Source organism: Serratia sp. BW106 (assembly GCF_002607755.1).
In the GTDB taxonomy this organism is placed as follows: domain Bacteria; phylum Pseudomonadota; class Gammaproteobacteria; order Enterobacterales; family Enterobacteriaceae; genus Serratia; species Serratia proteamaculans.
Genome location: NZ_MCGS01000010.1, coordinates 158,364 through 182,670, shown reverse-complemented (window position 1 = coordinate 182,670; position 24,307 = coordinate 158,364). Strand labels below are relative to the sequence as shown.

The following is a 24,307-nucleotide window of genomic DNA, read 5'->3' as shown; positions in this document are numbered from 1 at the left end:
GCAGGTTGCTGTTTTAGCGGGCCGTAACCTGCTTTTGATAACGCACTGGCGTGACACCGTAACGGTTGGCGAAAGCCCGGGTCAAATGGGCCTGATCGGTTAGCCCCGCCGCCACCGCCACTTGCGCCGCAGGCATACCACGCCCCAGCATCTGTTTGGCCTGTGACAGACGGATCGCCATCAGCATCTGTTGAGGGGATACATGGTATTCGGCTTTGAATTTGCGCTGGAAATGATAGGGGCTGAGGGAAACCAGTGCCGCCAACTGATCCAACGTAATGACGGTGGCGAAGTTATCTTGCAGATAGCTTTTGACGATATCAAAACGGTGCGCGGCTTCCGCCTTCAGCGGCCGGGCGGCCTGAATATGCGGGCGAAAAATGGCAATCACCTGCAGTAACAGGTGGTCAATGGTCAGTGCGTCATCGGCTTGCCACAGTGCCGCCAGCGCGGCCGACAATTGCTGCGCCGCCTGCGGATCCTGGCGTACCGCATCGGTGAACCAGAACCCCTGCTCGCCAGACAGCCGCTCCAGCGTGGCCGGCTCCAGATAAAGCATACGATAATTCCAGCCGCCAGCGGTTTCTGCCTCGCCGGTATGCAGCTCATCCGGGTTCATCAGCACCAGTGAACCCGGTGCCGCCCGATGTTGCGCCCCACGATAGCGAAAACGCTCAGCGCCAAAATCGACGGTACCTATGGCAAAGGCATTATGGGTGTGCGGCTCAAAGGCATAACGCTCAATATGGGCGTGATAAAGCTCTACGCCCGGCACCTGCGATAACTGCCGGAACTGCGCGCTGTCTTTTTCAAAGGGAAACTGCTGTGGAACACCCTGCACCCGTACCACCCTGCTTCAATGCCGCTCGTGGCTGTATGATAGTCAAAGCGACGGGCTTTGAGTAGTGGCGCACGCGGTGCTCTGGACGCTGATGCTCATTGCGCGTAGGGTATTTTATCCAGCGTCTGGTGCCTGCAAGTCAGCGCCGACCTGTTGATTATCCCGCCACAGAGTGGGAAACCGTCTTTAACCCCCCTGAAAGTAAGAGGCAACAATGTATCCAGATACTCAACTCTATATCGACGGACAATGGCGCAACGCAGTGGCCGGCAAAACCACGCCGGTCACCAACCCCGCTACCGATGAGGTGATTGGCAGCGTGGCACATGCCACCACGGCCGATCTCGATCTGGCGCTGGCTGCGACCGAACGCGGTTTTAAAGTCTGGCGTGAAACCTCCGCTTACCAGCGGGCAAACCTGATGCGTAAGGCCGCTGCACTGTTTCGTGAACGGGCAGAGCAAATCGCCGCGATCATGAGCCAGGAACAGGGCAAACCGGTGGCGCAGGCCAAGGTCGAAATTCTTAACTCGGCGGACGTGATTGACTGGTTTGCCGGTGAAGCCAGCCGTACCTACGGCCAGATCATCCCGTCCCGCAGCCGGGACGTTCAGCAGCAAACCCTGAAGTTGCCGGTAGGGCCAGTCGCGGCCTTTACTCCGTGGAACTTCCCGATTAACCAGATCGTGCGCAAGCTGTCCGCCGCGCTGGCCGCGGGTTGCTCAATCATCATCAAAGGGCCGGAAGAAACCCCGGCCTCACCGGCGGAGCTGATCAGAGCCTTTGCCGACGCAGGTGTTCCAGCCGGCGTGATCGCGCTGGTGTACGGTACCCCGGCGGAAATCTCTGAATACCTGATCCCGCATCCGACCATTCGCAAGATCTCGTTCACCGGCTCAACCCGCGTCGGCAAACATCTGGCGGCACTGGCCGGTCAGCATATGAAAAAAGCCACCATGGAGCTGGGCGGTCATGCGCCGGTATTGATTTTTGACGATGCCGACCTCGATGCGGCCGCCAAAGAACTGGCATTGGCCAAGTTCCGTAACGCCGGGCAGGTGTGCATTGCCCCGACCCGTTTCCTGATCCAGCAAGGCGTTTATGAAGCCTTTGTCGAGAAATTCACCGCCGCGGTGCGTGAAATCAAGCTGGGTAACGGTTTGCAGGAAGGCGTGACCATGGGACCCATGGTGCTACAACGCAGCGTGGACGCCATTGAGGCCTTTGTGGAAGATGCTATCGCCGAGGGTGCCAAAGCCACTACCGGCGGCAAGCGCGTAGCTGGCCCCGGTAATTTCTTTGAGCCGACGGTGTTGCGCGACGTGCCACTGAGCGCCCGGGCAATGTCGGAAGAACCCTTTGGCCCGGTCGCCCTGCTGCGTCCGTTCGCGACCTATGAGGAAGCCATCGCCGAGGCCAATCGCCTGCCTTACGGTCTGGCGGCCTATGCCTACAGCCGCAGCATCGCTACGGTAACGGCATTGGGGCGTGATGTGGAAAGCGGCATGCTGAGCATCAACCATATCGGTTTCGGCCTGCCGGAAACGCCGTTTGGCGGCGTGAAAGACTCCGGTCACGGTACCGAAGGCGGCAGCGAAGCCATCGAATCCTATCTGGAAACCCGCTTTGTTACCGTCGCCGGTCGATAATTAACACAGGCAACGACCAATGCCCCGTTCTATACGGGGCATTTTTTTCAACCAACCTTATCGAATAACACTCGCGCTGCCGGGGTTAAGCCCAGCATATGAATGCAGGCATGCACCATGCCCGGTAACCGCTCACAACGTACCGCTACCCCATCCTCCCGCAGCCGCTGTGCATAATGCTCAGCCTCATCGCGTAATGGATCGTACTCGCAGCTCAAAATGGTCGCCGGGGGTAATCGCCGCAACGTCGCGGCATGCAAGGGTTCAGCGTAGAGTTCGTGCCCCTGAACTTCTTCAGCCAGATACTGGTGCCAGCAAAATTCCATTACCTCGCGCGTCAAAAAGAAACCCTGTTCATATTGCTGATAGCTGGCCGTATCCATCGCACGGCTTAACGCCGGATACAGCAAAAGCTGATGCTCAATCGATGGGCCACCCCGGTCACGGGCCAACAGCGTAACGGCTGCCGCCAGATTACCCCCGGCGCTGTCACCCCCCACCGCAATCCGCGAGGCATCGATCCCCCACTCATCGGCCCGTTCAACCACCTCGCACAGCGCCTGATACACATCCTCCAACGGCCGTGGATAAGGGTGCTCCGGTGCCAGTCGGTAATCAACCGACAGGATCAGCCGCCCGCTAGCGTTAGCCAGCGCCTGACAAGGTCGGTCATATAACGCCAGCGAGCCCAGGCACCAACCGCCGCCGTGGGCGTATAGCATCGCAGGCATCGGTTCATCCGCTACCGCCCCCAGGGGCATATAGGCGCGAATGGCGATCTCGTGCCCGTCATTGGCGGTCACCGTCCCATCCCTGACACCGCCGCTGGCTTCACCCTCGCCCTGCAATGCCAACAGCCCGGCCTCGGCGGCGGCGCGCATCTCCGCCAGGGAAGCCGGTGCTGCGGCCCCCGCCGTTTCCGCCAGAAAACGGGCAATCTGTGGATCAAGCAGCATCAGCCTGACTCCCCAGCAAGAAAGGCACCACCAGGGCAATAAATGCCTCATGGCACTCTTCGGTAATGAAATGGCCGCAGTCGGCGACCGTCTCACCGCGCAGATTAACGGCGTTATCCCGTAAGGTAACAAAGGGCGCATCACCGGTTGCATGTTCCGCACCAATGGTCATCACCGGCATACCGAGCGGAGTTTCAGCGCGGCGCTGGTTTTGCCGAATGGTTTCCGGAATGGCACGGTAGTAATCAAATCCGGCCCGCAGGCTGCCCGGTGCCGAATAGGCGGCGATGTAAGTTTCCGCCGCCACCCTATCGCGCCGGTAGGACCAGCGGTTAAAGATATAGCTGAGATACTCCCTCTCACGCCCTAACGTCAACGCCTCCGGCAGGTCTGCCAGTTGGTTGAACATGAAGTGCCACAGGAAAATGTTTTGCTCCGCCGGCACAAAAATCGGCGGCGCCGGGGCCAACCCCGGGATCACCGCTTCCGTCAGTACCAGTCCCGTTACCGCCTGCGGAAAATCACTCGCCATCGCATAACCGATCCACATGCCAATATCATGACCAACCAGTTGATAACGCGCATGCCCAAGTTGCAGCATGGTCTGGTGTAGCGTGGCGGCCACGCTGCCGGTGTCATAGCCGCCACAAGGCTTGTCGGAATCGCCAATGCCCGGCGGATCCACCGCTATCGCCTTAAAGCCTGCCGCCGCCAGCGGCTGCATCACATGCCGCCAGGTGTACCAGGTTTGCGGCCAGCCGGGGATCAGCAATACCGGCTGCCCCTCGCCAAGCGTCACACAGTGAATACGGTTGCCATTTACCCGCGCATAGACGTGTTCGGGTTCAGGTCCATTCAGCATGGGCCCGTTATTTTGCAGTGTCATTGGTGTTCTCCGTGGTGAAATAGTCTGGCTTAACGCAGGCCAAGCAAGGCATTGATTTGTTGTTGGTCAACCGGCGCACCGGCAAAATCATCAAACACTTTATCGGTGACGTTGATGATGTGGTCACGAATAAAGGCGGCACCTTCACGTGCGCCATCCTGCGGATGTTTCAGGCAACACTCCCACTCCAGCGTCGCCCATCCGGCGTATCCATGCTGGGTCAGCCGCGAGAAAATCCCTTTGAAATCCACCTGACCGTCCCCCAACGAGCGAAAACGCCCGGCACGATCGGCCCATGACTGATAGCCGCCGTAAATACCCTGCCGTCCGGTCGGGTTGAACTCGGCGTCCTTGACGTGGAACATGCGGATGAAGTCCTTATAAATATCGATGTAATCCAGATAGTTCAGCTGTTGCAGCACGAAGTGACTCGGGTCGAACAGGATCTGGCAGCGCGGGTGGCCCCCGACGCGCTGATGGAACATTTCGAAGGTCACACCGTCGTGCAGGTCTTCACTGGGGTGAATTTCATAACACAGATTTACCCCCTGCTCGTCGCAGGCATTGAGCACCGGCAGCCAACGTTTGGCCAGTTCATCGAATGCCGTTTCGATCAGCCCCGCCGGACGCTGCGGAAATGGGAACAAATAGGGCCAGGCCAACGAACCGGAAAAGGTGCCCATCTCACTCAGCCCCAGCCGTGCAGAGGCTTTGGCGGCCAACAGCAGTTGCTGGTGCGCCCACTCGCCACGAGCCTGCGGGTTGCCATGCAGTTCCGGCGGCGCAAAGCTGTCGCACAGTGGGTCATAGGCCGGATGCACCGCCATCAACTGGCCAAAAATATGGGTCGTCAGTTCACTGACCACCAGCCCGTGCTCTGCCAGCATGCCGACCAGATCGTCGCAATAGGTTTGGCTTTCTGCGGCGGTGGCCAAATCAAACAGGCGACGGTCCCACGCTGGGATTTGCAGCGCTTTAAAACCGGTTTTTTCCGCCCAGTGGGCGATAGCCGGCAGACTGTTAAAGGGGGCGGCATCGTCACTGAACTGTGCCAGATGCAGGCTTGGACCTTTCATGGTTTTCATCCTAAACTCCTATTGGTTGTTGATTGACAAACAATAGGCTTAAATGAATATATCAGCAAGCGAATTTTAAAAACTCGTTGGTATTACAGTGGATTTAAGCGATCCTGTTTCACAGAGCAACAGGTTAACAGGAGCAGAGGAATGGCAGGCAGACCGCGCGAATTCGACCGCGAACAGGCGTTACTGAAAGCACGCGACCTATTCTGGCGTCAGGGATATGAAGGCACTTCACTGTCGGATTTGGTCGCCGAACTGGGCATTGCCTCCGCACGTATCTATAAGGCGTTTGGCTCGAAAGAGTTACTGTTCCGCGAAGCGGTGGCCAGCTACGAAAGTCATGAGGGCGGCTTTGCCGATCGCGCATTCAGCGAGGAAAGCAGCATTCGCGTGGCGATAAAACGCTTGTTGAACGACGCGGTGATGCTCTACAGCCGCACGGACCTGCCGCAAGGCTGCATGGTGGTTTCTTCCGCCGCCAGCGTCAGTGACGAAAACAGCAGCATCAAAGACTGGTTGGCAGAGCACCGCCTGCTGCGCACCCAGGGGATTATTGACCAACTGCGTGCCGCTGTAGCCACAGGAGAATTACCGCCACAGACCGATGCTGATGCCCTCGGTGACTATTTTGCCGCCTTCCTGCACGGTCTGTCGGTGCAGGCGCGCGATGGCGTCAGCCGCGCCCGGTTAGAAGCCGCGGTCAGGATTGCACTATTGGCGTTGGAAAGCGGCGGTTAATCATTCCGGCAAATCAAATATCACCAGGGTGCCGTGACTACCTGCAAGCACCCGGTGAGGCACACCGGCCGCGGCCTGATACAGTTGCCCGGCATTCACCCTAATCTCTTCGCCCTGCACTTCAATCCGTAGTTGCCCGGAGATCACCAGTAATCCTTCGTGATAGTCATGAACTTCATCGGCAATCTCACGCTGATCCATCCGCAATACTTTGATATTGGCTGGGCCGACGCGCCCAAGCACGCTGGATCGCCAGGCCTGCGGTAAATCGGCGGCCAACGCAGTAAGATCGAATAATGACATAAGGCTTCATCCGTAAGCAGCACCATCGCTGCCACGGCAATTTACCTTTTCATTCGCCGACGGCTAAATAACCATTGATTTTAACCTATAGCCAAACGGCTCACACCGGCACCCGGCGGCTGATTTCCACCACCTGGTCGCTCGGCAAATAGTAGTAATCCGTCACGTGCATACCGTTACGCACCATCAGCGAAAAAATGTTGCGTTGCCAGGCCGGCAATCTGTCATTGGCTTCACGGCGCACCACGCTTTCATGCCCCAGATAATAGGTGGCATCACCAAAGTTCAACCCGGTCTTTTGCGCCTCGGCATGCTGCAACAAGCGGGGAATATGGGGGCGCTCCATAAAGCCATAGCTCGCCACGCCACACCAAAATCCTGGCGACTGTTGTCGCATTACCAACCGTTCAGCGTTTGCCACCCGGGGCTCGTTAACAATCATGATATGCAGCGCCAGCACATTGGCATGCAGCGACCCGTTACGCTTGACGTGCCATTTCATCACCGGCGGCGTGCCGCTCAGGGTTCGGGTAAGAAAGATTGCGGTGCCCGGAACCCGGGGGATATTCTGCTGCTCGAGCTGGGCCAAAAAATCCGCCAGCGGCAGACTCTTTTCGCCCAGCGTACGGGAAGCCGCGATCACCCCGCGATGCCAGATCAACATCACGCCATACACCAGGGTGGCCAGCAGCAGCGGAACATACCCGCCCTGCATCACTTTACTGAGGTTGGCCAGCAAGAAGCTGAGATCGACGATAAAGAAACTACCGGCCACCAGCAGGCTGGCAATCGTTCCCCAGCGCCACACCTCACGCATCGCCACAAACAGCAACCCGGTCGTCATGATCATGGTGAGCGAAACCGCAATGCCGTAAGCGGCGGCCAAGTTATCGGAGGATTTGAAGAACACGGTCAGAAATACCGTCACCGCCATCAGCAACCAGTTGATGGCACCGATGTAAATTTGCCCATAACTCTCTTCGGTGGTCTGTTTGACTCGCAGGCGTGGCAACCAACCCAGTTGGATCGCCTGGCGGGTCATGGAAAAGGCCCCGCTGATGATCGCCTGACTGGCGATGATGGTGGCCAGGGTCGCCAAAATCACCAGCGGAATTTGCAGCACCGGCGGACACAGGCGGAAAAAGATATTTTGGGTGACGTCAGCACCGGAGAGGATCAGTGCGGCCTGCCCGGCATAGTTCAGTAACAGACTGGGAAAAACAATGCCAAACCAGGCGAGCCAAATCGGTTTTTTACCGAAATGCCCCATGTCAGCGTACAGCGCTTCTGCCCCGGTCACGCAGAGGAAAACGCCGCCCAACACCAGGAAGCTGGTTAGCCCGTTAGAGAAGAGGAATCGGATGCCGTACAGCGGGTTCAACGCCATCAAGACGGCCGGATGCTGAATAATGCCCCAGATGCCCAGAGCGGCGATAGAAAAGAACCACAGTGCCATGATCGGCCCGAAAACCCTGCCGATGCGCGCGGTGCCCAACGGCTGAATGGCGAACAGGCTGATCAGGATCACCACCGCCGCCGGCAAGATATAAGGCTGCGATTCGGGCAACACGATGTTCAACCCTTCCAGTGCCGACAGCACCGAGATCGCCGGGGTGATGGCCCCATCGCCGTAGATCAGCGCCGCACCGAACAGACCGGCAAACACTACCATTGGCCGGATTTTTTTCTTGCTGACCAACAGTGACATCAGCGCCATGATGCCACCTTCGCCACGGTTATCGATACGCATGGCGAACATGGCGTATTTGAGCGAGGTGACAATCACCAGCGTCCAGAAAATCAGCGACAGCAGGCCGAGGATCACCGGCGGGGACGGCGCATCACCGGAAAGAAACAGCACGGTTTTCAGGGTATACAGCGGGCTGGTGCCAATATCGCCAAACACCACCCCCAGTGCGCCGCCGGCCAGCAGCGGCAGGCTCATTTTGGGCGTCTTTTCCGGTTCGTTCCCTGTGCTCATTGAGAGCTCCTGACCAAGCCATTAGGATAAAACCAGCATAGTCAATTCAGGCAGTTAGCGTGAGTCCTTTATTGGCCCATTGCACTCAGGCCCCGGCCTCTTTGAGTAACCAGCGTTGCAGGTTCAGTCCCTCCGGCGACAGTTCAGTGTCCTGCCTTACGCACAGGTAATAATCTCGGCCGTCATCAATCGCCAGATCAAACAGTTTAATCAATTCGCCACTGCTGAGATAAGGCGCGATCAACGGCTCACGCATCAGGGCGCAGCCCAAACCCGCCTGTACCGCCGCCAACGTCAGCAAGCCATCTTCAAACATCGGGCCGGTACTGCGCAGCGGCCGCCGGACTCCGGCCAACTGAAACCATTGCATCCAGGTGGTGCGTTCTTCGTCATGCAGCAGCGGCAGTGGCGAAAGCTGATCCGGCGTGTCCAACAACCCGTGCAACTTGATAAACCCCCGGCTGCATACCGGTACCATTTTGCCGGACATCAGTTTTTCGCTGCGATAACCGGTCCATTGCCCGGCGCCAAAACGAATCGAAATATCGGCGGCGTCACTGAGGTAATTACGGTGGTTGGCGTACACCACATTGATGTCGATATCCGGGTTCTCGCGCAAAAATCCGTGCAAACGCGGAATAAACCAGCCCATGCCGAACAGCGGGATCAGGCTGATTGTGACCTGCCGGGAAGCCGATTGCTCGCGCACCTGCTCGGTCGCCTGACGCAATACGTTAAACGCCGAGCGGATCGAGCGGTAATAATCCCGTCCTTCGTTACGCAAGATCAGGTTACGGCCCTGCCGCTCGGTCAGCGGCATTTGCAGAAAGGCCTCCAGCGTTTTGAGCTGATGACTGACCGCCGACGGGGATATCGCCAGCTCTTTGGCAGCAGCGGTAATGCTGCCCAGACGGGCGATAGCCTCAAACGCCCGCACTGCACGCAGCGGTGGATCGTTAGGCAACGATGTGACGCATTGTTCTGTTTTTTTCATATGTTGACTATTTTGGCTAAATATCGGTGACGGTTTAAAATTAATATACAAATAAATCAATAAATTAAAAACACACATTTTTTGTATAAGAAATTATATTTCCGTATTTTACAATTTTCTTTAACTCTCTACTCTGAGCTTCCTGAATCATTATTTTTCGGGACTCTCCCTATGGATACGCTGGTACAGCAGACCGTCAACGGACTGATGCTCGGTAGCATTTATGCGTTGATCGCCCTGGGTTACACCATGGTGTACGGCATTCTGCGTATTATCAATTTTGCCCACGGCGATGTGCTGATGGTCGGCGCGCTGAGCGCCCTGTCCACCCTCGGCGTGTTGCAACATCATTTCCCTGGCCTGTCACCCTACATCATGCTGTTGCTGGCGGCGCTGGTTGCCATGACGGTCTGCGCGCTGGTGTCGATGAGCATTGAACGGCTGGCCTACCGCCGCCTGCGGAATGCCCCGCGTCTGGCACCGCTGATCAGCGGGATTGGCGTATCGCTACTGCTGCAAACACTGGCGATGCTGATCTGGTCGCGTAACCCGTTAATGTTCCCGCAACTGCTGCCAATGTCACCTATCGCCCTGACCCAGGGTAGCGCCGAACACGCGCCCGCTGTGATCACCGGTACCGGTATCGCCACGCTGGTGGTCGCGGTGCTGGTGATGGCCGGGTTGCTGTTGCTGGTCGAGCACTCGCGCTTTGGCCGCGCCATGCGTGCCACGGCAGAAAACCCGCAGGTCGCCGGCCTGATGGGCATCGATCCCAACCGTATCATCATTCTGACCTTTGCCCTTGGTGGCGCGCTGGCGGCCGTGGCGGGCATCATGATGGCCAGCAACTATGGCAATGCCGGTTTCTCCATGGGCTTCTTGCCGGGCATCAAGGCCTTTACTGCTGCTGTGCTGGGCGGTATCGGCAACCTGCGCGGTGCAATGCTCGGCGGATTATTACTGGGGCTGTTTGAGGCGCTGGGCACCGGTTATCTCGGCGAACTGACCGGCGGCACCTTCGGCAGTAACTATCAGGACGTATTTGCCTTCCTGATATTGATTGCCGTGTTGGTATTGCGCCCATCCGGGCTGTTGGGCGAACGCGTCGCCACTCGCGCCTGAGGACACAAGATGACTATTCTGACCGAGACTCTGCACACCGCCTCCCCGCACCGCGCCAGACTTGGTGTGGCTCTGTTTATGCTCGGCCTGCTGCTGGCCCCCTGGGTGGCCGGGTCCGTCGGCGGTAACTATTGGGTACGGGTGATCGACTTCGCGCTCCTGTATCTGATGCTGGCACTGGGTCTGAACATTGTGGTCGGCCTCACCGGCCTGCTGGACATGGGATTTATCGCTTTTTACGCGGTCGGCGCCTATCTGACCGCACTGCTTTCATCACCGCACCTCACTCAGCAATTTCCGCTGCTGTTGCAGTGGTTCCCGGAGGGGCTGCATCTGTCGATTCTGTTGTTGATCCCACTGGCCGCGTTGCTGGCCGCGTTGTGCGGCATTCTGCTGGGAGCGCCCACGCTGCGGCTGCGTGGGGACTATCTGGCGATCGTCACGCTGGGCTTCGGTGAGATCGTGCGTATTTTGATGCGTAACCTGGACCGCCCGCTCAACATCACCAACGGCCCAAAGGGGATTTCCGCTATCGATCCGGTCACGCTGTTCGGCCTGAAGTTTTCCGGTATGCATTCGTGGTTCGGCATCCGTTTTTCATCCCTGTATCTCTATTACTACCTGTTCGCCGCCCTGCTGTTGCTGATCCTGTTTATCTGCCTGCGCCTGCAGCATTCGCGGGTTGGCCGCGCCTGGACCGCTATCCGCGAAGATGAAGACGCGGCACGGGCGATGGGCATCAACACCCGTAACTTCAAACTGCTGGCTTTCGCCATCGGTGCCACCTTTGGCGGTGTCGCCGGTGCACTGTTTGCGGCGTTTCAGGGCTTTGTCTCACCGGAATCCTTCACCCTGCAAGAGTCGATTGCCGTATTGGCGATGGTGGTGTTGGGCGGTATGGGCCACATACCCGGCGTGATCCTCGGCGCATTGCTGCTGGCTGCCCTGCCAGAACTGCTGCGCAGCACCATGGGCCCCCTGCAACAGGCGCTATTCGGTCAGGTGTGGATTGACCCCGAGATTATTCGCCAACTGTTCTATGGGCTGGCACTGATCCTGGTGATGCTGTATCGCCCGGCGGGCCTGTGGCCGGCACGTCATCAACCGGGAGCCGCCTCATGACGCCACTTCTCACACTCAGTCACGTCAGTAAAAACTTTGGTGGGCTAACCGCGGTGGATGACGTCAGCATCAGTATTCGTCAGGGCGAGATCTACGGGTTGATCGGCCCAAATGGTGCGGGCAAAACCACCTGTTTCAACCTGATCACCGGCCTGTATCGCGCCGACAGCGGCGAGTTTCGCCTGCAGGATCGTCGCTACAAGCCGCAGGCCATCGACAAGGTGGCACAGGCCGGTATCGCCCGCACCTTCCAGAACCTGCGGTTGTTTAATGAAATGAGCGTCCTGGAAAACGTGATGGTCGGTTGCCATCTGCGCACCCGCAACGGTCTGTGGGCGGCAATTTCACGCCATCGGCGCGCCCGCGAGGAAGAACACGCCACGAGGGAGAAATCTCACGCGCTGCTGGAATACGTCGGCATTAGTCAGTTCGCCCATTACCGCGCCGGCGATCTTTCCTATGGCCACCAGCGCCGGTTGGAAATCGCCCGAGCCTTGGCCACCGAACCTAAATTGCTGGCGCTGGATGAACCGGCAGCCGGCATGAACGCCGCCGAGAAGGTGGCGCTACGCGAGCTACTGCAACGTATCCGCGAGAGTGGCAAAACCCTGTTGTTGATCGAACACGACGTCAAGCTGGTGATGGGACTGTGCGATCGCCTGACGGTGCTCGACTACGGCAAGGTGATCGCCGAAGGCGAACCGGCACAGGTACGGCGTGAACCGGCGGTGATCCGCGCTTATCTGGGAGGGTCGGCTCATGTCTGAACCCTTATTGACAGTCAAACAGTTAAAAGTGTCTTACGGTGGTATTCATGCGGTTAAAGGCATCGATTTCACGGTAAACAGCGGCGAACAGGTGACCTTGATCGGTGCCAACGGTGCAGGCAAAACTTCCAGCCTGCGTGCGCTAACCGGCCTGCAACCGTTCGAAGGGGAAATCCTGTTCGACGGGCGCTCTATTCGCGGTATGCCACCGCATCGCTTATTGCAACAGGGCCTGGTGATGGTCCCGGAAGGACGCGGTATTTTCGCCCGTATGACAGTGCGGGAAAACCTGCAGCTTGGTGCTTATTCACGCCATGACAAACCGGCTGTACGCCAGGATCTGGAACAGGTTTGTACTCTTTTTCCGCGTCTGCGTGAACGGCTGCAACAGCAGGCCGGGCTGCTCTCCGGCGGTGAACAGCAGATGGTGGCCATCGGTCGGGCGTTACTCAGCCGTCCGCGCCTGTTGGTGCTGGATGAGCCTTCGATGGGGTTGGCACCGATCGTGGTTGAAGCCATTTTTGAGGTCATCAAAAACCTTTCTCGTGACGGTGTCACGCTATTATTGGTGGAACAAAATGCCCGACTGGCACTGGCATCCACTGACCGTGCCTATGTATTGGACAGCGGCAGTCTGAGCCACTGTGGCCGCTCTGCCGACATGCTGGATGATGAAAAAATCAAACAAGCCTATTTGGGCGAATAACCGTTTTTACTTTTAATCACACCGGGAGTTTTACATGAACAAGATAACTCGCTTGAAGCCGTTGGCGCTGGCCGCCGCCGTTCTGGCCAGCCTGGGCGCGGCATCGCCGGTTCTGGCCGATGAAACTATTCTGATCGGGCTGGCAGGTCCGCTGACCGGCCCTTCCGCCCGTATTGGCAAGGATTTGGAGAATGGCGCGCAATTGGCGATCGCCGATGCCAATGCCCAGAAACCGATGCTGAAAGGCAAGCTGGTCACCTTTAAACTGCTGTCCGAGGACGATCAGTCCGATCCGCGTACCGCCGTTGCGGTAGCCCAACGCCTGGTGGACGAAGGTGTCGCCGGCGTGGTCGGGCACTGGAATACCGGCACCAGCATTCCGGCGGCCCGCATTTACCACGACGCCGGTATTGCTCAGGTCGCCCCGGTCGCCACCGGCCACGGCTATACTCAACAAGGGTTCGATACCAGCTTCCGCGTGATGGGCCATGATGACGACGGCGGTAATTATGCCGGTGAATATGCGGTCAATGTACTGAAAGCCAAACGCATTGCGGTGATTGACGATCGCACCGCGTTCGGCCAGGGGCTGGCAGATGAGTTTATCAAGTCACTGGCGGCTCAGGGCGTCCAACCGGTAGCGCGGGAGTATGTCGACGACAAAACCGTTGATTTCAGTGCGGTGCTGACCACCCTGCGCAGCAAGAACGCTGATCTGATCTTCTTCGGCGGTGTGGACTCGCAGGCCGCCCCGCTGGCCCGCCGCATCAAACAACTGGGGATGAACACTCAACTGATGGGCGCAGGCGGTTTTGTCAGCCAGACTTTCCTGACGCTGGCACAGAAAGAAGGTGAAGGCGTGGTGGCACTGGAGCCGGGCCTGCCGCTGGAACAGATGCCGGGCGGCAAAGCCTTTGGGCAGGCCTACCGTGACCGCTATAAAACCCATATCGAACTGCATGCGCCGTTCGCCTACGACGCCACCCGGGTATTGATTGCCGCCATCGAGCAGGCGGGGTCCGCCGATCCGGCCGATTATCTGCCGAAGCTGCGCGCCATTCATTATCAGGGCGTCACCGGCAGCATTGCATTCGACGCACAGGGCAACCTGCAACAGCCGAGCTTCACCCTTTACCGGGTGGTTGACGGCAAATGGCAGCCGCAAAGCGTACTGGGCGGCGCAAAAGCACCATAACCATCCGCAAGGCAATGAGGAGCAAGGCAATGAGCGAAGCAAAAAACGAATTGGGTATTCTGGCCCGGCGCCGCATAGAGGCGGAAATCATCAAGCCAATCTACCAAATCCTGGTGCGTGAGATCGGCAAAGAGCGAGCGCAGGCGGTGATAGGCGAAGCCATCGAAAACGCGGCCATTGAGGCCGGTAAAAACTTTGCCGCGCAGGAGCCGAATGGCGCTGATTTGCAGAGTTTCGCCGCCTTGCAATACCTGTGGGAAAAAGACGATGCGCTGCAGGTGAAGGTGATCAACCAGGACCCGCAGCATTTCGACTATAACGTCACCCGCTGCCGTTATGCCGAGATGTACCACCAGATGGGACTGGGCGAAATCGGCCACCTGCTGTCCTGTGCCCGCGACAGCCAGTTTATCGTCGGCTATGCGCCGGATGTCGAGCTGCAGCGCACCCAGACCATTATGTCCGGCGCGTCCTGCTGCGATTTCCGCTACACCGCCAAATCGCAGGGAGAGAAAAAATGACGCCTCAGGTACCTCAGGTAAATGGCGAACGCCTGTGGCAAAGCCTGCTCGACATGGCCCGGTTCGGCGCCATCCCGAAAGACGGCGTCACCCGCCTGGCGTTGAGCGAAGAAGACCGTCAGGCACGCGACCAATTGCGTGACTGGGCGAAGGAAGCCGGTTGCAGCGTGCGGGTTGATCGCATGGGCAATATGTTTCTGCGCCGTGAGGGGACTCGCCCGGAGTTGGCACCGGTGATCACCGGTTCTCACGTTGACTCCCAACCCAACGGCGGCCGTTTCGACGGGATTTATGGCGTGCTGGCCGGTCTGGAAGTGATCCGCACCCTTAACGATCGCCAGATCGCCACCGAGCGAGCGATGGAAGTGGTCAACTGGACCAACGAGGAAGGCGCACGTTTCGCCCCGGCGATGATTTCCTCCGGGGTGTTTGCCGGAGTGTTCGACCTGGCTTACGGCCTGTCGCGCAGCGATGCACAAGGCATCAGTCTCGGTGAGGCGTTGCAGCACATTGGCTACGCCGGGGAACACCCGGTGGGTGGCATGCCGATCCACGCCGCCTTTGAGCTGCATATTGAGCAAGGCCCGATCCTCGAGGCGGAAAACATTGAGATTGGCGTAGTGACTACCGCACAAGGTCAACGCTGGTATGAACTGGAAATCACCGGTTTTAGCGCCCATGCCGGCACAACGCCGATGGATCGCCGTCGTGACGCCCTGCTCGGTTTCGCCACTCTGGTTATGGCAGTCAATACCATCGGCAAGAATTTCATGCCGGACGCACGAGCCACCGTGGGTATGGCTCAAATTACGCCCAATTCACGCAACGTGGTCCCAGGCAAAGTGTTCTTCAGCATTGAGTTCCGTCACCCGCAAGAGGTGGTGCTGGAACAGATGGAACAACAGCTGTTGGCGGCGGTGGCCGAGGTCGGCACCCAGGGGCTGAGCGCCAGTGCCGAGCGCATCTTCCAGTATCAACCCATACGCTTTGATCAGGGCTGTATCGACAGTGTCCGCCAGGCAGCACTGGCGCTGGGCTATTCGCACCGCGATATGGTTTCCGGTGCCGGGCACGACGCCTGCTACCTGAGTCGGGTGGCACCCACGGCGATGATTTTCATTCCCTGCGTGGAGGGTATCAGCCACAACGAACTGGAAAATATCTCGCCTGCGTGGGCGACCGCCGGGGCCAACGTGTTGCTTAACGCGTTGCTGGCGCAAACCCGCGCCTGATCCCGCAGCCCCGGTGTATCGGCCGGGGCCTGGAAAAAAATATTCAACAAACTGGTTGAATATTAGCCCACCTGTTCTATATTCAACCATATGGTTAAATTATCTTCCTCACAGCTGGACGCCATTTTTCGTGCACTTTCCGACCCGACGCGGCGCGCGATACTGCGTACCCTGGCCGGTGGTGAGCACAGCATTGGTGAACTGGCTGCGCCGCTGCAAATGTCATTTGCCGGCGCTTCCAAGCATATCAAGGCACTGGAGCTTGCTGGGCTGGTGCAGCGTACCGTGCAAGGAAGAAACCATATCTGCCGGCTTGAACCCGAGCCAATGGCACAGGCCATGCAATGGCTGAAAACCTACGAGCATTTCTGGACAGAGCGGCTGGACGCGTTGGAAATAGCGCTGCTGCAGCCCGAACCGCATCCTCCCAAGGAGTGAACTATGAACGACTACGGCATGATTATTGAAACCGGCACGCTGCGCATTCAGCGGCTGCTGCCCGGCCCGATCGAACGGGTCTGGGCCTATCTGACGGAATCCGACAAACGCGCCACCTGGCTGGCCGCCGGCGACATGAAGCTGGAGAACGGTGCCCAGGTTGAGCTGGTGTTTCGCAATTCCGATCTGACCGGCGAGCATGAAGCCACACCGGCCAAATATAAAAACCTTGGCTGCAGCGTCAGCAATATCGGACATATCACCTGCCTGTTCCCGCCGCGGCTGCTGAGTTTTACCTGGGCAGAACAGGGGCAGAACCGTCCTTCCGAGGTGACCTTCGAGCTGACCGAACAGGGTAACGCCGTACTGCTGACGGTCACCCACCGTCGCCTGGCCAACCGTGACGAAATGCTCAGCGTGGCCGGTGGCTGGCACACCCATCTGGATATCCTGGTCGATCGCCTGCACGATCGTCAGCCACAGCCGTTCTGGAGCACCCACGCCAAGCTGGAGGAAGAGTACCGGGCCAGACTGTAATCAGCCCTCATCCCGGCGTCTGAAGGCCAGATAGCCGGTCACCAGCGTAAAGCCACCGACCAGCAACACCAACAGGATAAAACCGTGGTGATTGCTGGCCAGTGGGATCCCGCCCACGTTCATCCCGAAGAAACCGGCAACGATATTGATCGGCAGCGCCAGGACGGTGATCACCGTCAGGGTGTACAGCGTGCGGTTGTTCTGCTCCATCTGCTTGGCGCCGATCTCCTCTTGTAACAGACGAATGCGCTCGGTCAGGCTGGCAAGGTCGTTCAACACCACGGTGAACTCTTCAGTGAACTGGCGCAGATCCTGAACGACGTCGCGGCTCAACCAGGTCGGCGGGCGATTCAACAGGCGAAACAGTGCCGCCGGTTCCGGTGCCAGCAGGCGTTGAAAGCGCAACAACATACGCCGCATGCGCCCCAGTTCGGTACGGTTACGCTTCACATGGCTGCTCAACAGGCGATCTTCAATGGTGTCGACATACTGGTTGGCCTGCCGCACTACCTGCTCCAGAACTTCTTCCTGTTCTTCCAGCAAATGTGCCAGCAACTCGGTAGACGACGCCAGTTGCAACGGCCCCAGCCGCCCCAACAGCCGTTCAATCAAACGCAGCGGCTTGTGCCGTGCCGTGACCACCAACCCGCTGCGACAATATAGCCACAGCGTCGCGATCTCCGGGCTGTTCTCTTTGGGATGAAAAATCACGTCGTTGAGAACGGCGAACAGGTCATCTCCCTGACGCTCAATGCGGGTGGTATGGGAACCGTGGCGGATCTCGTCGAAGAAAAAGTCGGAAATTGCAAAGTGGTTTTTCAGCCATTTTTCCGCGGCCGCATGGTTCAAATTGAGATGCAACCAGATAAAACCCTCACCCGGCAACAGCGCCTGACAGGCCTGGCAAGCCTGCTGCGAAGACACCCGCTGCGGCGGCTCGGCCGTACGGAACACGTGGCCGTAAATCAGCCCGGTAACCTCATCATCAAAATCAAGTTTGTGTAATTTTTCCGCAACCGTTTGAGCCATAAACCTTTATCCTGAATAACCACACCCATTAATTAATCGGCTTCCGCCTTTATATCAACCTTTAAATGCCAATGTTAATTATTTTCACTTTTCCCGATGATTAATATTAGCGTCATAAAAAAGTCACATTATTTCCCAATACTTTGATGGCAACAGCGTACCGCAGCGTCAGTATTCTAATGAAGTCTATCGGGAAGGTCCTTTATGAGCGATAACAGCGCCGTTCAGGCGGGTGTGCCATCCGCGTCCAGTCTGCCAAAGATCTACCAAAAGAACAGTCGACTCACTGTTCTTTTTTTTGTTTTTTTATTAGTTCTGGGGATAGCTTTTGCCGGAGTGAATTTATTTAACGACGTCAGCGATGCCGGTGCGGTATATACCAGTTATCTGCCGTTCCTGTTATTGGGGTTAGCGTTATTGATTGCGTTGGGCTTTGAATTTGTTAATGGTTTTCACGATACCGCCAATGCGGTGGCCACCGTTATTTATACCCATTCATTGTCGCCGATGGTGGCCGTAGTCTGGTCAGGGTTCTTTAACTTTCTCGGCGTATTGCTCTCCAGCGGCGTGGTCGCATTCGGTATCATTTCGCTGCTGCCCGTCGAGTTGATCTTACAGGCCGGCACCGGCAACGGTTTCGCCATGGTCTACGCCCTGCTGTTTTCGGCGATTATCTGGAACCTCGGCACCTGGTGGCTCGGGTTGCCTGCGTCGTCGTCTCATACTCTGATTGGATCAATCATCGGCGTTGGCGTGGCCAATGCCCTGATCCACGGGCGCACCGGCACCAGCGGTGTCGACTGGGGCCAGGCGATTAAGGTGGGTTACGCACTGCTGCTTTCACCGGTGATCGGCTTTGTGTTTGCCGCCCTGCTGTTACTGGCGCTGAAAGTCTTTGTCAAAAATCGCCAGTTGTATACCGCCCCCAAGAATGACTCGCCGCCGCCGCTGTGGATCCGCGGTTTGCTGATCCTCACCTGTACCGGAGTTTCCTTTGCCCATGGCTCCAACGACGGACAAAAAGGCATGGGGCTGATCATGCTGATCCTGGTCGGCACCATGCCCATCGCCTACGCGCTCAACCGTTCAATGCCGCCAGAACAAATCCCACGTGTAGCGGCGTTGGCGGAAGTCACCAAAAACCAATTGCTAAGCCAGTTCCCGGCGGTCAGCCAGGCACAGCCCCGTGAGGTGCTGACCGGGTATGTACGCACCAATGAACTGACGCCAGAAGTGGTGCCCGCGCTGGCGCAACTGACCGGTGCCATCGGTGACCAGGTTCGTCAGTACGGTTCGGTCGATAAAATCCCCGCGCAGGCGGTTTCCAACACCCGTAACGATATGTATCTGGCATCGGAAGTCATTAAACACCTGAAGTCTGAAAAACAGCTGCAAATATCCGCTGACTCGCAGCGCAATCTGGATGCCCTGAAAAGCGATCTGGACAGCGCCACCCGCTTTATCCCGTTCTGGGTCAAGGTGGTGGTGGCGATTGCTCTCGGGCTGGGCACCATGGTCGGTTGGCGGCGCATCGTGGTCACCGTCGGTGAGAAGATCGGCAAAAGTCACCTGACCTATGCCCAGGGCGCCAGCGCCGAACTGGTGGCAATGACCACTATTGGCGCCGCGGACATCTTCGGATTACCGGTCTCCACCACTCACGTTCTGTCATCCGGTATCGCCGGCACCATGGCGGCCAACCGCTCCGGTCTGCAAATGTCTACCCTGCGTAATCTGCTGATGGCCTGGGTATTGACGCTGCCGGCCTCGGTGCTGCTTTCCACCGGGCTGTACTGGATCTTCAACCATTTCTAAAACCGGGCTAACACGGAGAATTAATTATGGCTATGCATGAATTTGACCGCGACGAGAGTTTCAATCAGCGTCTGTTGCAGGAGTTCTACGACAGTTACGACGAAGAGCTGGAGATGGAACTGGACGACCTGCGCTTTGACGACAGCGAAGTGGACAGCGACCAGAAGAAAGCCTGGCGCAAACAGTATTTCCGCGAGCTACTGCGGCTGCAGGGTGAGCTGGTCAAACTACAGGACTGGGTGATGCGCACCGGCCACCGGCTGGTGATCATTTTTGAAGGTCGTGACGCCGCCGGCAAAGGTGGCGTGATCAAACGTATCACTCAACGCCTGAACCCACGCACCTGCCGCGTGGCCGCGTTGCCGGCACCGAACGATCGCGAACGCACCCAGTGGTATTTTCAACGCTTTATCGCCCACCTGCCGGCGGCGGGTGAAATGGTGCTGTTCGATCGCAGCTGGTACAACCGCGCCGGGGTGGAAAAAGTGATGGGCTTTTGCAATGACGAGGAATATGAAGAGTTTTTCCGTAGCGTGCCTGAGTTCGAGAAAATGCTGACGCGCAGCGGCATTCAAATCGTCAAATACTGGTTCTCGATCACCGACGATGAGCAGGAGCTGCGTTTTCTCAGCCGCATCCACGATCCGTTAAAGCAATGGAAGCTCAGCCCGATGGATTTGGAGAGCCGCCGCCGCTGGGAAGACTACACGGAAGCCAAGGAAATCATGTTAGCGCGCACTAACATTCCGGAAGCGCCATGGTGGGTGGTTCAGGGGGTCGACAAGAAAAAGGCGCGTTTGAACTGCATCAGCCATCTGCTGGAACAGCTGCCCTATGAAGAGGCGGAAGGCAATGTGATCACCCTGCCACCGCGCAAACGCAGCCCGGATTACAACCGCCATCCGGTGCCAGACACCATGGTAGTACCTGAAGTGTATTGATTTACCCAGGGAGGCGGAACACCGCTTCCCTGCCTTTTGCCCGCAATAACGTCACCGCTGGATTCTCATCCCGTTACAACGCCACCCTATTTTCTCCACATTTGCTGTGCAGACTCTTGCTGATATTCATTCACCTGTCAGGACACAGTCACGGTCGCCATGTCTTTATTTAATGCCCTTATTCGTCGCCTCCACCCCCGTCGCTTCGGCGCCATTCTGGTTCTCTTTCTGTTGTTGGTTACGTCTGCCGCGCAGGCCACTGCACCGCTGGCGCTGCACTCGACATCGGTGTTGGTAGTCAATCAACGCACCGGCAAAACGCTGTATCAGAAACAGGCCAATCGCGTGCAACCCATCGCCTCGCTAACCAAGCTGATGACCGCCATGGTCGCTCTGGACAGCAAACGCCCATTGGGCAACAGGATGCAGGTCACCCCCGCCGACCGGGATTTACTGAAAAAAACTCACTCACGTCTGACCATCGGTTCCACCCTTAGCCGTCGCGATATGCTGCACATCGCACTGATGTCGTCGGAGAATCGCGCCGCGTCGGCACTGAGCCGCAACTATCCCGGTGGTCGCAAAGCCTTTGTGGCGAAAATGAATCAGAAAGCGCGGGCTATCGGCATGAAACATGCGCGCTTCTACGATCCGACCGGGCTGACACCACGCAACGTCGCCAGTGCCAATGACCTGCTGAAAATGGTTAACCACGCCTACCGCTATCAGACCATCCGTCGTTTCAGTACCGACAAACAGCAAATCGTGCGTCCTGGCCGCGGTCAATTGGTCTACCGTAGCTCCAACGGTCTGATCAATAATCCCGCCTGGAAAATCCAGTTGCAAAAAACCGGTTTCACCGACGAAGCCGGCCACTGTCTGGTGATGCGTACCCTGATCAACGGGCAACCGGTGGTGATGATCCTGCTCGGATCAAAGCAGCGTTATGGCCACTATAAAGACGCCATTCGCCTGAAGGCCTGGCTGGAATCCTGATCTGATTCGGGCGCGTCAATCACGCGCCCGTTTACCATTCTGAGCATATCTAAATCCGTTTTTTATCAATGGAATATCCTATCCAAAATCAGTATTAAGCCTGTTGGATTGGGCATGCTATTTGTCATGGATAATTGATGATAAAGGAGCAGGAAAATGGCTTATGCCCTGAGCGTGTTGGAAAAAAGTCCGATTGCCGAAGGAGAAACTGCCGCCCAGGCGCTGACGCGTACGCTGCATTTGGCGCAGCAGGCGGAAATTTGGGGCTATCGTCGTTTCTGGCTGGCCGAGCATCACAATACCGTGCAGTTGGCTTGCCCTTCGCCCGAAGTGTTGATCGCCTATTTGCTCGGACAAACCTCCCGTATTCGCATAGGCTCTGGTGGCGTCATGCTGCAACACTACAGTGCTTACAAGGTGGCGGAAAACTTCAATCTGCTGGCGACCCTGGCACCGGGTCGGGTCGATCTGGGGGTGGGCAAAGCGCCCGGCGGGCTACCGCTCTCCACCCAGGCACTGCAGGCCGCCCACGATCAACAGAATAAGCCGGACTTCCCGCAACAGCTGGCTCAGCTCAGTGCCTACCTGAATGATGACGCGCAACCCGGCCTGAGTGCCACACCGCAACCAGTCCAGCCCGCACAGCGCTTCCTGCTGGGGGCCAGCAGCGAAAGTGCCCAACTGGCTGCCGAACACGGCTGGGCCTTTGTGTTTGCCGCACAGCTCAATGGCAATCCGGACGATATTCAGCGCGCGTTGGCACATTACGCTGAGCAGAGCGGTGGACGTAAAGCTCTGCTGGCGGTCGCAGTGATCGTCGCCGATACGACCGAACAGGCCCAGGCTTTGGCGGCCGGGATCCAGCAATACCGGGTGCATGTGGCCGGAGGACAAAGCGTGACGGTCGGCAGCCTGGAGCAGGCAGAGAGTTATGTTCAGCAGGCCGGGGCTACCGATTACCGCATCGAACCACGTGAAAGCCATATTTTGCTTGGTACCGCGCAGCAGGTGCGCAGTCAGTTAGACCAATTACACCGGCAATATGGCGTGGAAGAGTTTGTGATCGATACGCCGATCAGCGCTCCCGCTGCCCGCCTGGCCTCTTTGCAACTGCTGGCGCAGGCCTGATCAGTTCACTACCGCGCCCGAGCCTATAGCGACCGCCAGATCCTGCGCCAGTGTCTCCAACTGTGCCGGGATCAGGTTAGCCAGACTGACACGGATCGCCGGGCCGCTTTTCAGGCGGAACGGCTCGCCGCCCTGCACCAGCCAGCCGCGCTGTGCCATGATTTGGCCGGCGGCGGCTTCCGAACGCACCGGCAGCCAGATATGTACCCCTTCCCCCGCTGGCAATGGCGCACCGGTCAACGCCTGCAACCGTTCCGCCAACGCATCGCGCCGCTGTTGATAAGCTTGCTGCGCGCGAACCAGCAAACCCTCACGCTGCGCCTGCGTCCATAATTTGACGGCAATTTGCTGCAGGATATGACTGACCCAGCGTTCACGAATGTATTGATCGGCACGCATCGCCTGTAGCAATTGCGGCTTGCCGCAGGCCAGCGCAATACGTAGATCCGGGCTGAGGAATTTACTCAGCGACAGCACATACAGGCCATTGTCGGCAGTACAGGGCAAATGCAGCGGTTGTTGCGACAGCGGCCCCCAGAAGTCATCGACGATCGCCAGACAGCCCGGGTTTTGCGCCAGAAACTCACGCCAGTGATTGGCGCGGGCTGCGCTAAGCGACATGCCGGTTGGGTTCTGCGCACGCGGTGTCAGGATCACTGCGCAACCCTGCGGGCCGGCGTCTTTCTCCGGCAATCGGCACCCTTGCTCATCCACCAGCAACGGCAAGGGTTTGAGACGAAGATGCCGCAGCAGCGTCAGTAACGGCGGCCAGCAGGGATCTTCCACCCACACCGACGCCCCCGGTGCCGCATGGCTGCGCAACGCCTTTTCGATGGCGTCCAGCGCACCCGAAAACACCGCTGTCTCACCCAGAACCGCACCCTGTTGGCTCAACCAGTCACCGGCAAGCTGACACAAAGCCGGTAAATCACCGCTAACGTCATAGCCATTCTGCTGCGGGAAGATGTCATCCACACTCATTGACAGTGCCGGTAGCAAAGCCCCATCCAGGTTGCCGCTGGCCAAATCACGCATGCCCTCGGGCACTTGACGGATATGGCGCGCCGCCATCAGGGGTTGCTCAAGCACCTGCGTACCGGCACGCCCGCGGGTGGCGACCAAACCGGCATCCCGCAGCTTGGCATACGCACTGGCGACGGTATTGGGATTCACCCTCAGTTGGCCCGCCAGTTGACGCACCGGTGGCAACAGGTCACCCGGCTGCAAATCCCCCTGTTTGATCTGCGTGCTGATCTGCTCAGCAATCTGGACAGCGCTGCCGCCTTTTGCATACAATGAACCCATACATAAGACCTTTTTGTATTAGTT

At 57.9% G+C, this 24,307-nt stretch carries 24 protein-coding genes; 15 read left to right on the top strand and 9 right to left on the bottom strand.

The window, feature by feature from the left end:
* Window positions 1–13 precede the first annotated feature (13 nt).
* A complete protein-coding gene (locus tag BEI65_RS08630; protein WP_099062971.1) occupies window positions 14–841 on the bottom strand; it encodes an AraC family transcriptional regulator in 828 nt (275 codons plus the stop codon).
* 214 nt (window positions 842–1,055) lie between these two features.
* Here BEI65_RS08630 and BEI65_RS08625 point away from each other — a divergent pair, with 214 nt between their 5' ends.
* Window positions 1,056–2,489, top strand: a complete 1,434-nt coding sequence (locus tag BEI65_RS08625) for an NAD-dependent succinate-semialdehyde dehydrogenase (RefSeq protein WP_099062970.1) — start codon at window positions 1,056–1,058, stop codon at window positions 2,487–2,489.
* 47 nt (window positions 2,490–2,536) lie between these two features.
* On the opposite strand, the gene BEI65_RS08620 is transcribed toward BEI65_RS08625, so the two are convergent.
* Genes BEI65_RS08620 through BEI65_RS08610 form a run of 3 tightly spaced genes read right to left on the bottom strand, consistent with a single transcriptional unit; the run spans window position 2,537 to window position 5,416 of the window.
* Window positions 2,537–3,445: an alpha/beta hydrolase gene (locus BEI65_RS08620; RefSeq protein ID WP_099062969.1), complete on the bottom strand. Its 909-nt coding sequence runs from the start codon at window positions 3,443–3,445 to the stop codon at window positions 2,537–2,539.
* Window positions 3,435–4,331 (bottom strand): alpha/beta fold hydrolase, encoded by an 897-nt coding sequence (locus BEI65_RS08615; RefSeq protein ID WP_099062968.1) that lies wholly within the window; start codon window positions 4,329–4,331, stop codon window positions 3,435–3,437. The genes BEI65_RS08620 and BEI65_RS08615 overlap by 11 nt, the downstream gene beginning before the upstream one ends.
* A 29-nt stretch (window positions 4,332–4,360) precedes the next feature.
* The gene (locus BEI65_RS08610; RefSeq protein WP_099062967.1) at window positions 4,361–5,416 is read right to left on the bottom strand and encodes a sugar phosphate isomerase/epimerase; all 1,056 of its coding nucleotides are present in this window, start codon (window positions 5,414–5,416) and stop codon (window positions 4,361–4,363) included.
* Window positions 5,417–5,557: 141 nt separating this feature from the next.
* On the opposite strand from BEI65_RS08610, the gene BEI65_RS08605 reads away from it, so the two are divergent.
* Window positions 5,558–6,151, top strand: a complete 594-nt coding sequence (locus BEI65_RS08605; protein WP_099062966.1) for a TetR/AcrR family transcriptional regulator — start codon at window positions 5,558–5,560, stop codon at window positions 6,149–6,151.
* Here BEI65_RS08605 and BEI65_RS08600 read toward each other — a convergent pair whose 3' ends face one another.
* From BEI65_RS08600 to BEI65_RS08590, 3 genes are all read right to left on the bottom strand, one after another.
* Window positions 6,152–6,454: a cupin domain-containing protein gene (locus BEI65_RS08600; protein ID WP_099062965.1), complete on the bottom strand. Its 303-nt coding sequence runs from the start codon at window positions 6,452–6,454 to the stop codon at window positions 6,152–6,154. It abuts the gene before it with no gap.
* 100 nt (window positions 6,455–6,554) lie between these two features.
* Complete coding sequence (locus tag BEI65_RS08595; RefSeq protein ID WP_099062964.1) at window positions 6,555–8,435, bottom strand: potassium transporter Kup; 1,881 nt, start codon at window positions 8,433–8,435, stop codon at window positions 6,555–6,557.
* 85 nt (window positions 8,436–8,520) lie between these two features.
* Window positions 8,521–9,429: a LysR substrate-binding domain-containing protein gene (locus BEI65_RS08590; RefSeq protein ID WP_369804752.1), complete on the bottom strand. Its 909-nt coding sequence runs from the start codon at window positions 9,427–9,429 to the stop codon at window positions 8,521–8,523.
* A gap of 171 nt (window positions 9,430–9,600) precedes the next feature.
* Here BEI65_RS08590 and BEI65_RS08585 point away from each other — a divergent pair, with 171 nt between their 5' ends.
* From BEI65_RS08585 to BEI65_RS08545, 9 genes are all read left to right on the top strand, one after another.
* A complete protein-coding gene (locus BEI65_RS08585) occupies window positions 9,601–10,551 on the top strand; it encodes a branched-chain amino acid ABC transporter permease (RefSeq protein ID WP_085116918.1) in 951 nt (316 codons plus the stop codon).
* 9 nt (window positions 10,552–10,560) lie between these two features.
* Window positions 10,561–11,673 carry an ABC transporter ATP-binding protein gene (locus BEI65_RS08580; RefSeq protein WP_085116919.1) on the top strand — a complete coding sequence of 371 codons (1,113 nt, stop codon included), beginning with the start codon at window positions 10,561–10,563 and terminating at the stop codon, window positions 11,671–11,673.
* Window positions 11,670–12,440, top strand: coding sequence for an ABC transporter ATP-binding protein (locus tag BEI65_RS08575; RefSeq protein WP_085116920.1), 771 nt, complete (start codon window positions 11,670–11,672; stop codon window positions 12,438–12,440). Before BEI65_RS08580 ends, BEI65_RS08575 begins: the two co-directional genes overlap by 4 nt.
* Complete coding sequence (locus BEI65_RS08570) at window positions 12,433–13,146, top strand: ABC transporter ATP-binding protein (RefSeq protein WP_099062962.1); 714 nt, start codon at window positions 12,433–12,435, stop codon at window positions 13,144–13,146. The genes BEI65_RS08575 and BEI65_RS08570 overlap by 8 nt, the downstream gene beginning before the upstream one ends.
* Before the next feature lie 34 nt (window positions 13,147–13,180).
* Window positions 13,181–14,341, top strand: a complete 1,161-nt coding sequence (locus tag BEI65_RS08565) for a branched-chain amino acid ABC transporter substrate-binding protein (RefSeq protein ID WP_099062961.1) — start codon at window positions 13,181–13,183, stop codon at window positions 14,339–14,341.
* 29 nt (window positions 14,342–14,370) lie between these two features.
* A complete protein-coding gene (locus BEI65_RS08560; RefSeq protein WP_099062960.1) occupies window positions 14,371–14,862 on the top strand; it encodes an L-2-amino-thiazoline-4-carboxylic acid hydrolase in 492 nt (163 codons plus the stop codon).
* Complete coding sequence (locus BEI65_RS08555; protein WP_099062959.1) at window positions 14,859–16,094, top strand: Zn-dependent hydrolase; 1,236 nt, start codon at window positions 14,859–14,861, stop codon at window positions 16,092–16,094. Before BEI65_RS08560 ends, BEI65_RS08555 begins: the two co-directional genes overlap by 4 nt.
* A gap of 90 nt (window positions 16,095–16,184) precedes the next feature.
* Window positions 16,185–16,532, top strand: a complete 348-nt coding sequence (locus tag BEI65_RS08550; RefSeq protein ID WP_099062958.1) for a helix-turn-helix transcriptional regulator — start codon at window positions 16,185–16,187, stop codon at window positions 16,530–16,532.
* Window positions 16,533–16,535: 3 nt separating this feature from the next.
* Window positions 16,536–17,069 carry an SRPBCC family protein gene (locus BEI65_RS08545; RefSeq protein WP_099062957.1) on the top strand — a complete coding sequence of 178 codons (534 nt, stop codon included), beginning with the start codon at window positions 16,536–16,538 and terminating at the stop codon, window positions 17,067–17,069.
* Here BEI65_RS08545 and BEI65_RS08540 read toward each other — a convergent pair whose 3' ends face one another.
* Window positions 17,070–18,098, bottom strand: coding sequence for a transporter (locus BEI65_RS08540; protein WP_099062956.1), 1,029 nt, complete (start codon window positions 18,096–18,098; stop codon window positions 17,070–17,072).
* A 204-nt stretch (window positions 18,099–18,302) separates the two neighbouring features.
* Between BEI65_RS08540 and BEI65_RS08535 the strand changes: the two genes are divergently transcribed.
* The 4 genes from BEI65_RS08535 to BEI65_RS08520 all read left to right on the top strand — a co-directional run bounded on the left by BEI65_RS08535 (window position 18,303) and on the right by BEI65_RS08520 (window position 22,978).
* On the top strand, window positions 18,303–19,913 hold the full coding sequence (locus BEI65_RS08535) for an inorganic phosphate transporter (protein WP_099062955.1): 1,611 nt from the start codon (window positions 18,303–18,305) through the stop codon (window positions 19,911–19,913).
* Window positions 19,914–19,939: 26 nt separating this feature from the next.
* Window positions 19,940–20,854 carry a polyphosphate kinase 2 gene (ppk2, locus tag BEI65_RS08530; protein WP_099062954.1) on the top strand — a complete coding sequence of 305 codons (915 nt, stop codon included), beginning with the start codon at window positions 19,940–19,942 and terminating at the stop codon, window positions 20,852–20,854.
* 159 nt (window positions 20,855–21,013) lie between these two features.
* Window positions 21,014–21,850, top strand: a complete 837-nt coding sequence (gene pbpG, locus BEI65_RS08525; RefSeq protein ID WP_099062953.1) for a D-alanyl-D-alanine endopeptidase — start codon at window positions 21,014–21,016, stop codon at window positions 21,848–21,850.
* 156 nt (window positions 21,851–22,006) lie between these two features.
* Window positions 22,007–22,978: an LLM class flavin-dependent oxidoreductase gene (locus tag BEI65_RS08520; protein ID WP_099062952.1), complete on the top strand. Its 972-nt coding sequence runs from the start codon at window positions 22,007–22,009 to the stop codon at window positions 22,976–22,978.
* On the opposite strand, the gene BEI65_RS08515 is transcribed toward BEI65_RS08520, so the two are convergent.
* Window positions 22,979–24,283, bottom strand: coding sequence for an aminotransferase class I/II-fold pyridoxal phosphate-dependent enzyme (locus BEI65_RS08515; RefSeq protein WP_099062951.1), 1,305 nt, complete (start codon window positions 24,281–24,283; stop codon window positions 22,979–22,981).
* Between the last annotated feature and the right edge of the window lie 24 nt (window positions 24,284–24,307).

What these genes read in the sequence shown, in the direction of transcription:
- BEI65_RS08610 (WP_099062967.1), bottom strand. Translation starts at nt 5,416, where the DNA reads ATGAAAACCATGAAAGGTCCAAGCCTGCATCTGGCACAGTTCAGTGAC.
- BEI65_RS08605 (WP_099062966.1), top strand. Translation starts at nt 5,558, where the DNA reads ATGGCAGGCAGACCGCGCGAATTCGACCGCGAACAGGCGTTACTGAAA.
- BEI65_RS08590 (WP_369804752.1), bottom strand. Translation starts at nt 9,429, where the DNA reads ATGAAAAAAACAGAACAATGCGTCACATCGTTGCCTAACGATCCACCG.
- BEI65_RS08560 (WP_099062960.1), top strand. Translation starts at nt 14,371, where the DNA reads ATGAGCGAAGCAAAAAACGAATTGGGTATTCTGGCCCGGCGCCGCATA.
- BEI65_RS08535 (WP_099062955.1), top strand. Translation starts at nt 18,303, where the DNA reads ATGAGCGATAACAGCGCCGTTCAGGCGGGTGTGCCATCCGCGTCCAGT.
- BEI65_RS08515 (WP_099062951.1), bottom strand. Translation starts at nt 24,283, where the DNA reads ATGGGTTCATTGTATGCAAAAGGCGGCAGCGCTGTCCAGATTGCTGAG.
- BEI65_RS08615 (WP_099062968.1), bottom strand. Translation starts at nt 4,331, where the DNA reads ATGACACTGCAAAATAACGGGCCCATGCTGAATGGACCTGAACCCGAA.
- BEI65_RS08555 (WP_099062959.1), top strand. Translation starts at nt 14,859, where the DNA reads ATGACGCCTCAGGTACCTCAGGTAAATGGCGAACGCCTGTGGCAAAGC.
- BEI65_RS08565 (WP_099062961.1), top strand. Translation starts at nt 13,181, where the DNA reads ATGAACAAGATAACTCGCTTGAAGCCGTTGGCGCTGGCCGCCGCCGTT.
- BEI65_RS08540 (WP_099062956.1), bottom strand. Translation starts at nt 18,098, where the DNA reads ATGGCTCAAACGGTTGCGGAAAAATTACACAAACTTGATTTTGATGAT.
- BEI65_RS08600 (WP_099062965.1), bottom strand. Translation starts at nt 6,454, where the DNA reads ATGTCATTATTCGATCTTACTGCGTTGGCCGCCGATTTACCGCAGGCC.
- BEI65_RS08520 (WP_099062952.1), top strand. Translation starts at nt 22,007, where the DNA reads ATGGCTTATGCCCTGAGCGTGTTGGAAAAAAGTCCGATTGCCGAAGGA.
- BEI65_RS08550 (WP_099062958.1), top strand. Translation starts at nt 16,185, where the DNA reads ATGGTTAAATTATCTTCCTCACAGCTGGACGCCATTTTTCGTGCACTT.
- BEI65_RS08545 (WP_099062957.1), top strand. Translation starts at nt 16,536, where the DNA reads ATGAACGACTACGGCATGATTATTGAAACCGGCACGCTGCGCATTCAG.
- BEI65_RS08575 (WP_085116920.1), top strand. Translation starts at nt 11,670, where the DNA reads ATGACGCCACTTCTCACACTCAGTCACGTCAGTAAAAACTTTGGTGGG.
- BEI65_RS08595 (WP_099062964.1), bottom strand. Translation starts at nt 8,435, where the DNA reads ATGAGCACAGGGAACGAACCGGAAAAGACGCCCAAAATGAGCCTGCCG.
- BEI65_RS08625 (WP_099062970.1), top strand. Translation starts at nt 1,056, where the DNA reads ATGTATCCAGATACTCAACTCTATATCGACGGACAATGGCGCAACGCA.
- pbpG (WP_099062953.1), top strand. Translation starts at nt 21,014, where the DNA reads ATGTCTTTATTTAATGCCCTTATTCGTCGCCTCCACCCCCGTCGCTTC.
- BEI65_RS08580 (WP_085116919.1), top strand. Translation starts at nt 10,561, where the DNA reads ATGACTATTCTGACCGAGACTCTGCACACCGCCTCCCCGCACCGCGCC.
- BEI65_RS08620 (WP_099062969.1), bottom strand. Translation starts at nt 3,445, where the DNA reads ATGCTGCTTGATCCACAGATTGCCCGTTTTCTGGCGGAAACGGCGGGG.
- ppk2 (WP_099062954.1), top strand. Translation starts at nt 19,940, where the DNA reads ATGGCTATGCATGAATTTGACCGCGACGAGAGTTTCAATCAGCGTCTG.
- BEI65_RS08570 (WP_099062962.1), top strand. Translation starts at nt 12,433, where the DNA reads ATGTCTGAACCCTTATTGACAGTCAAACAGTTAAAAGTGTCTTACGGT.
- BEI65_RS08585 (WP_085116918.1), top strand. Translation starts at nt 9,601, where the DNA reads ATGGATACGCTGGTACAGCAGACCGTCAACGGACTGATGCTCGGTAGC.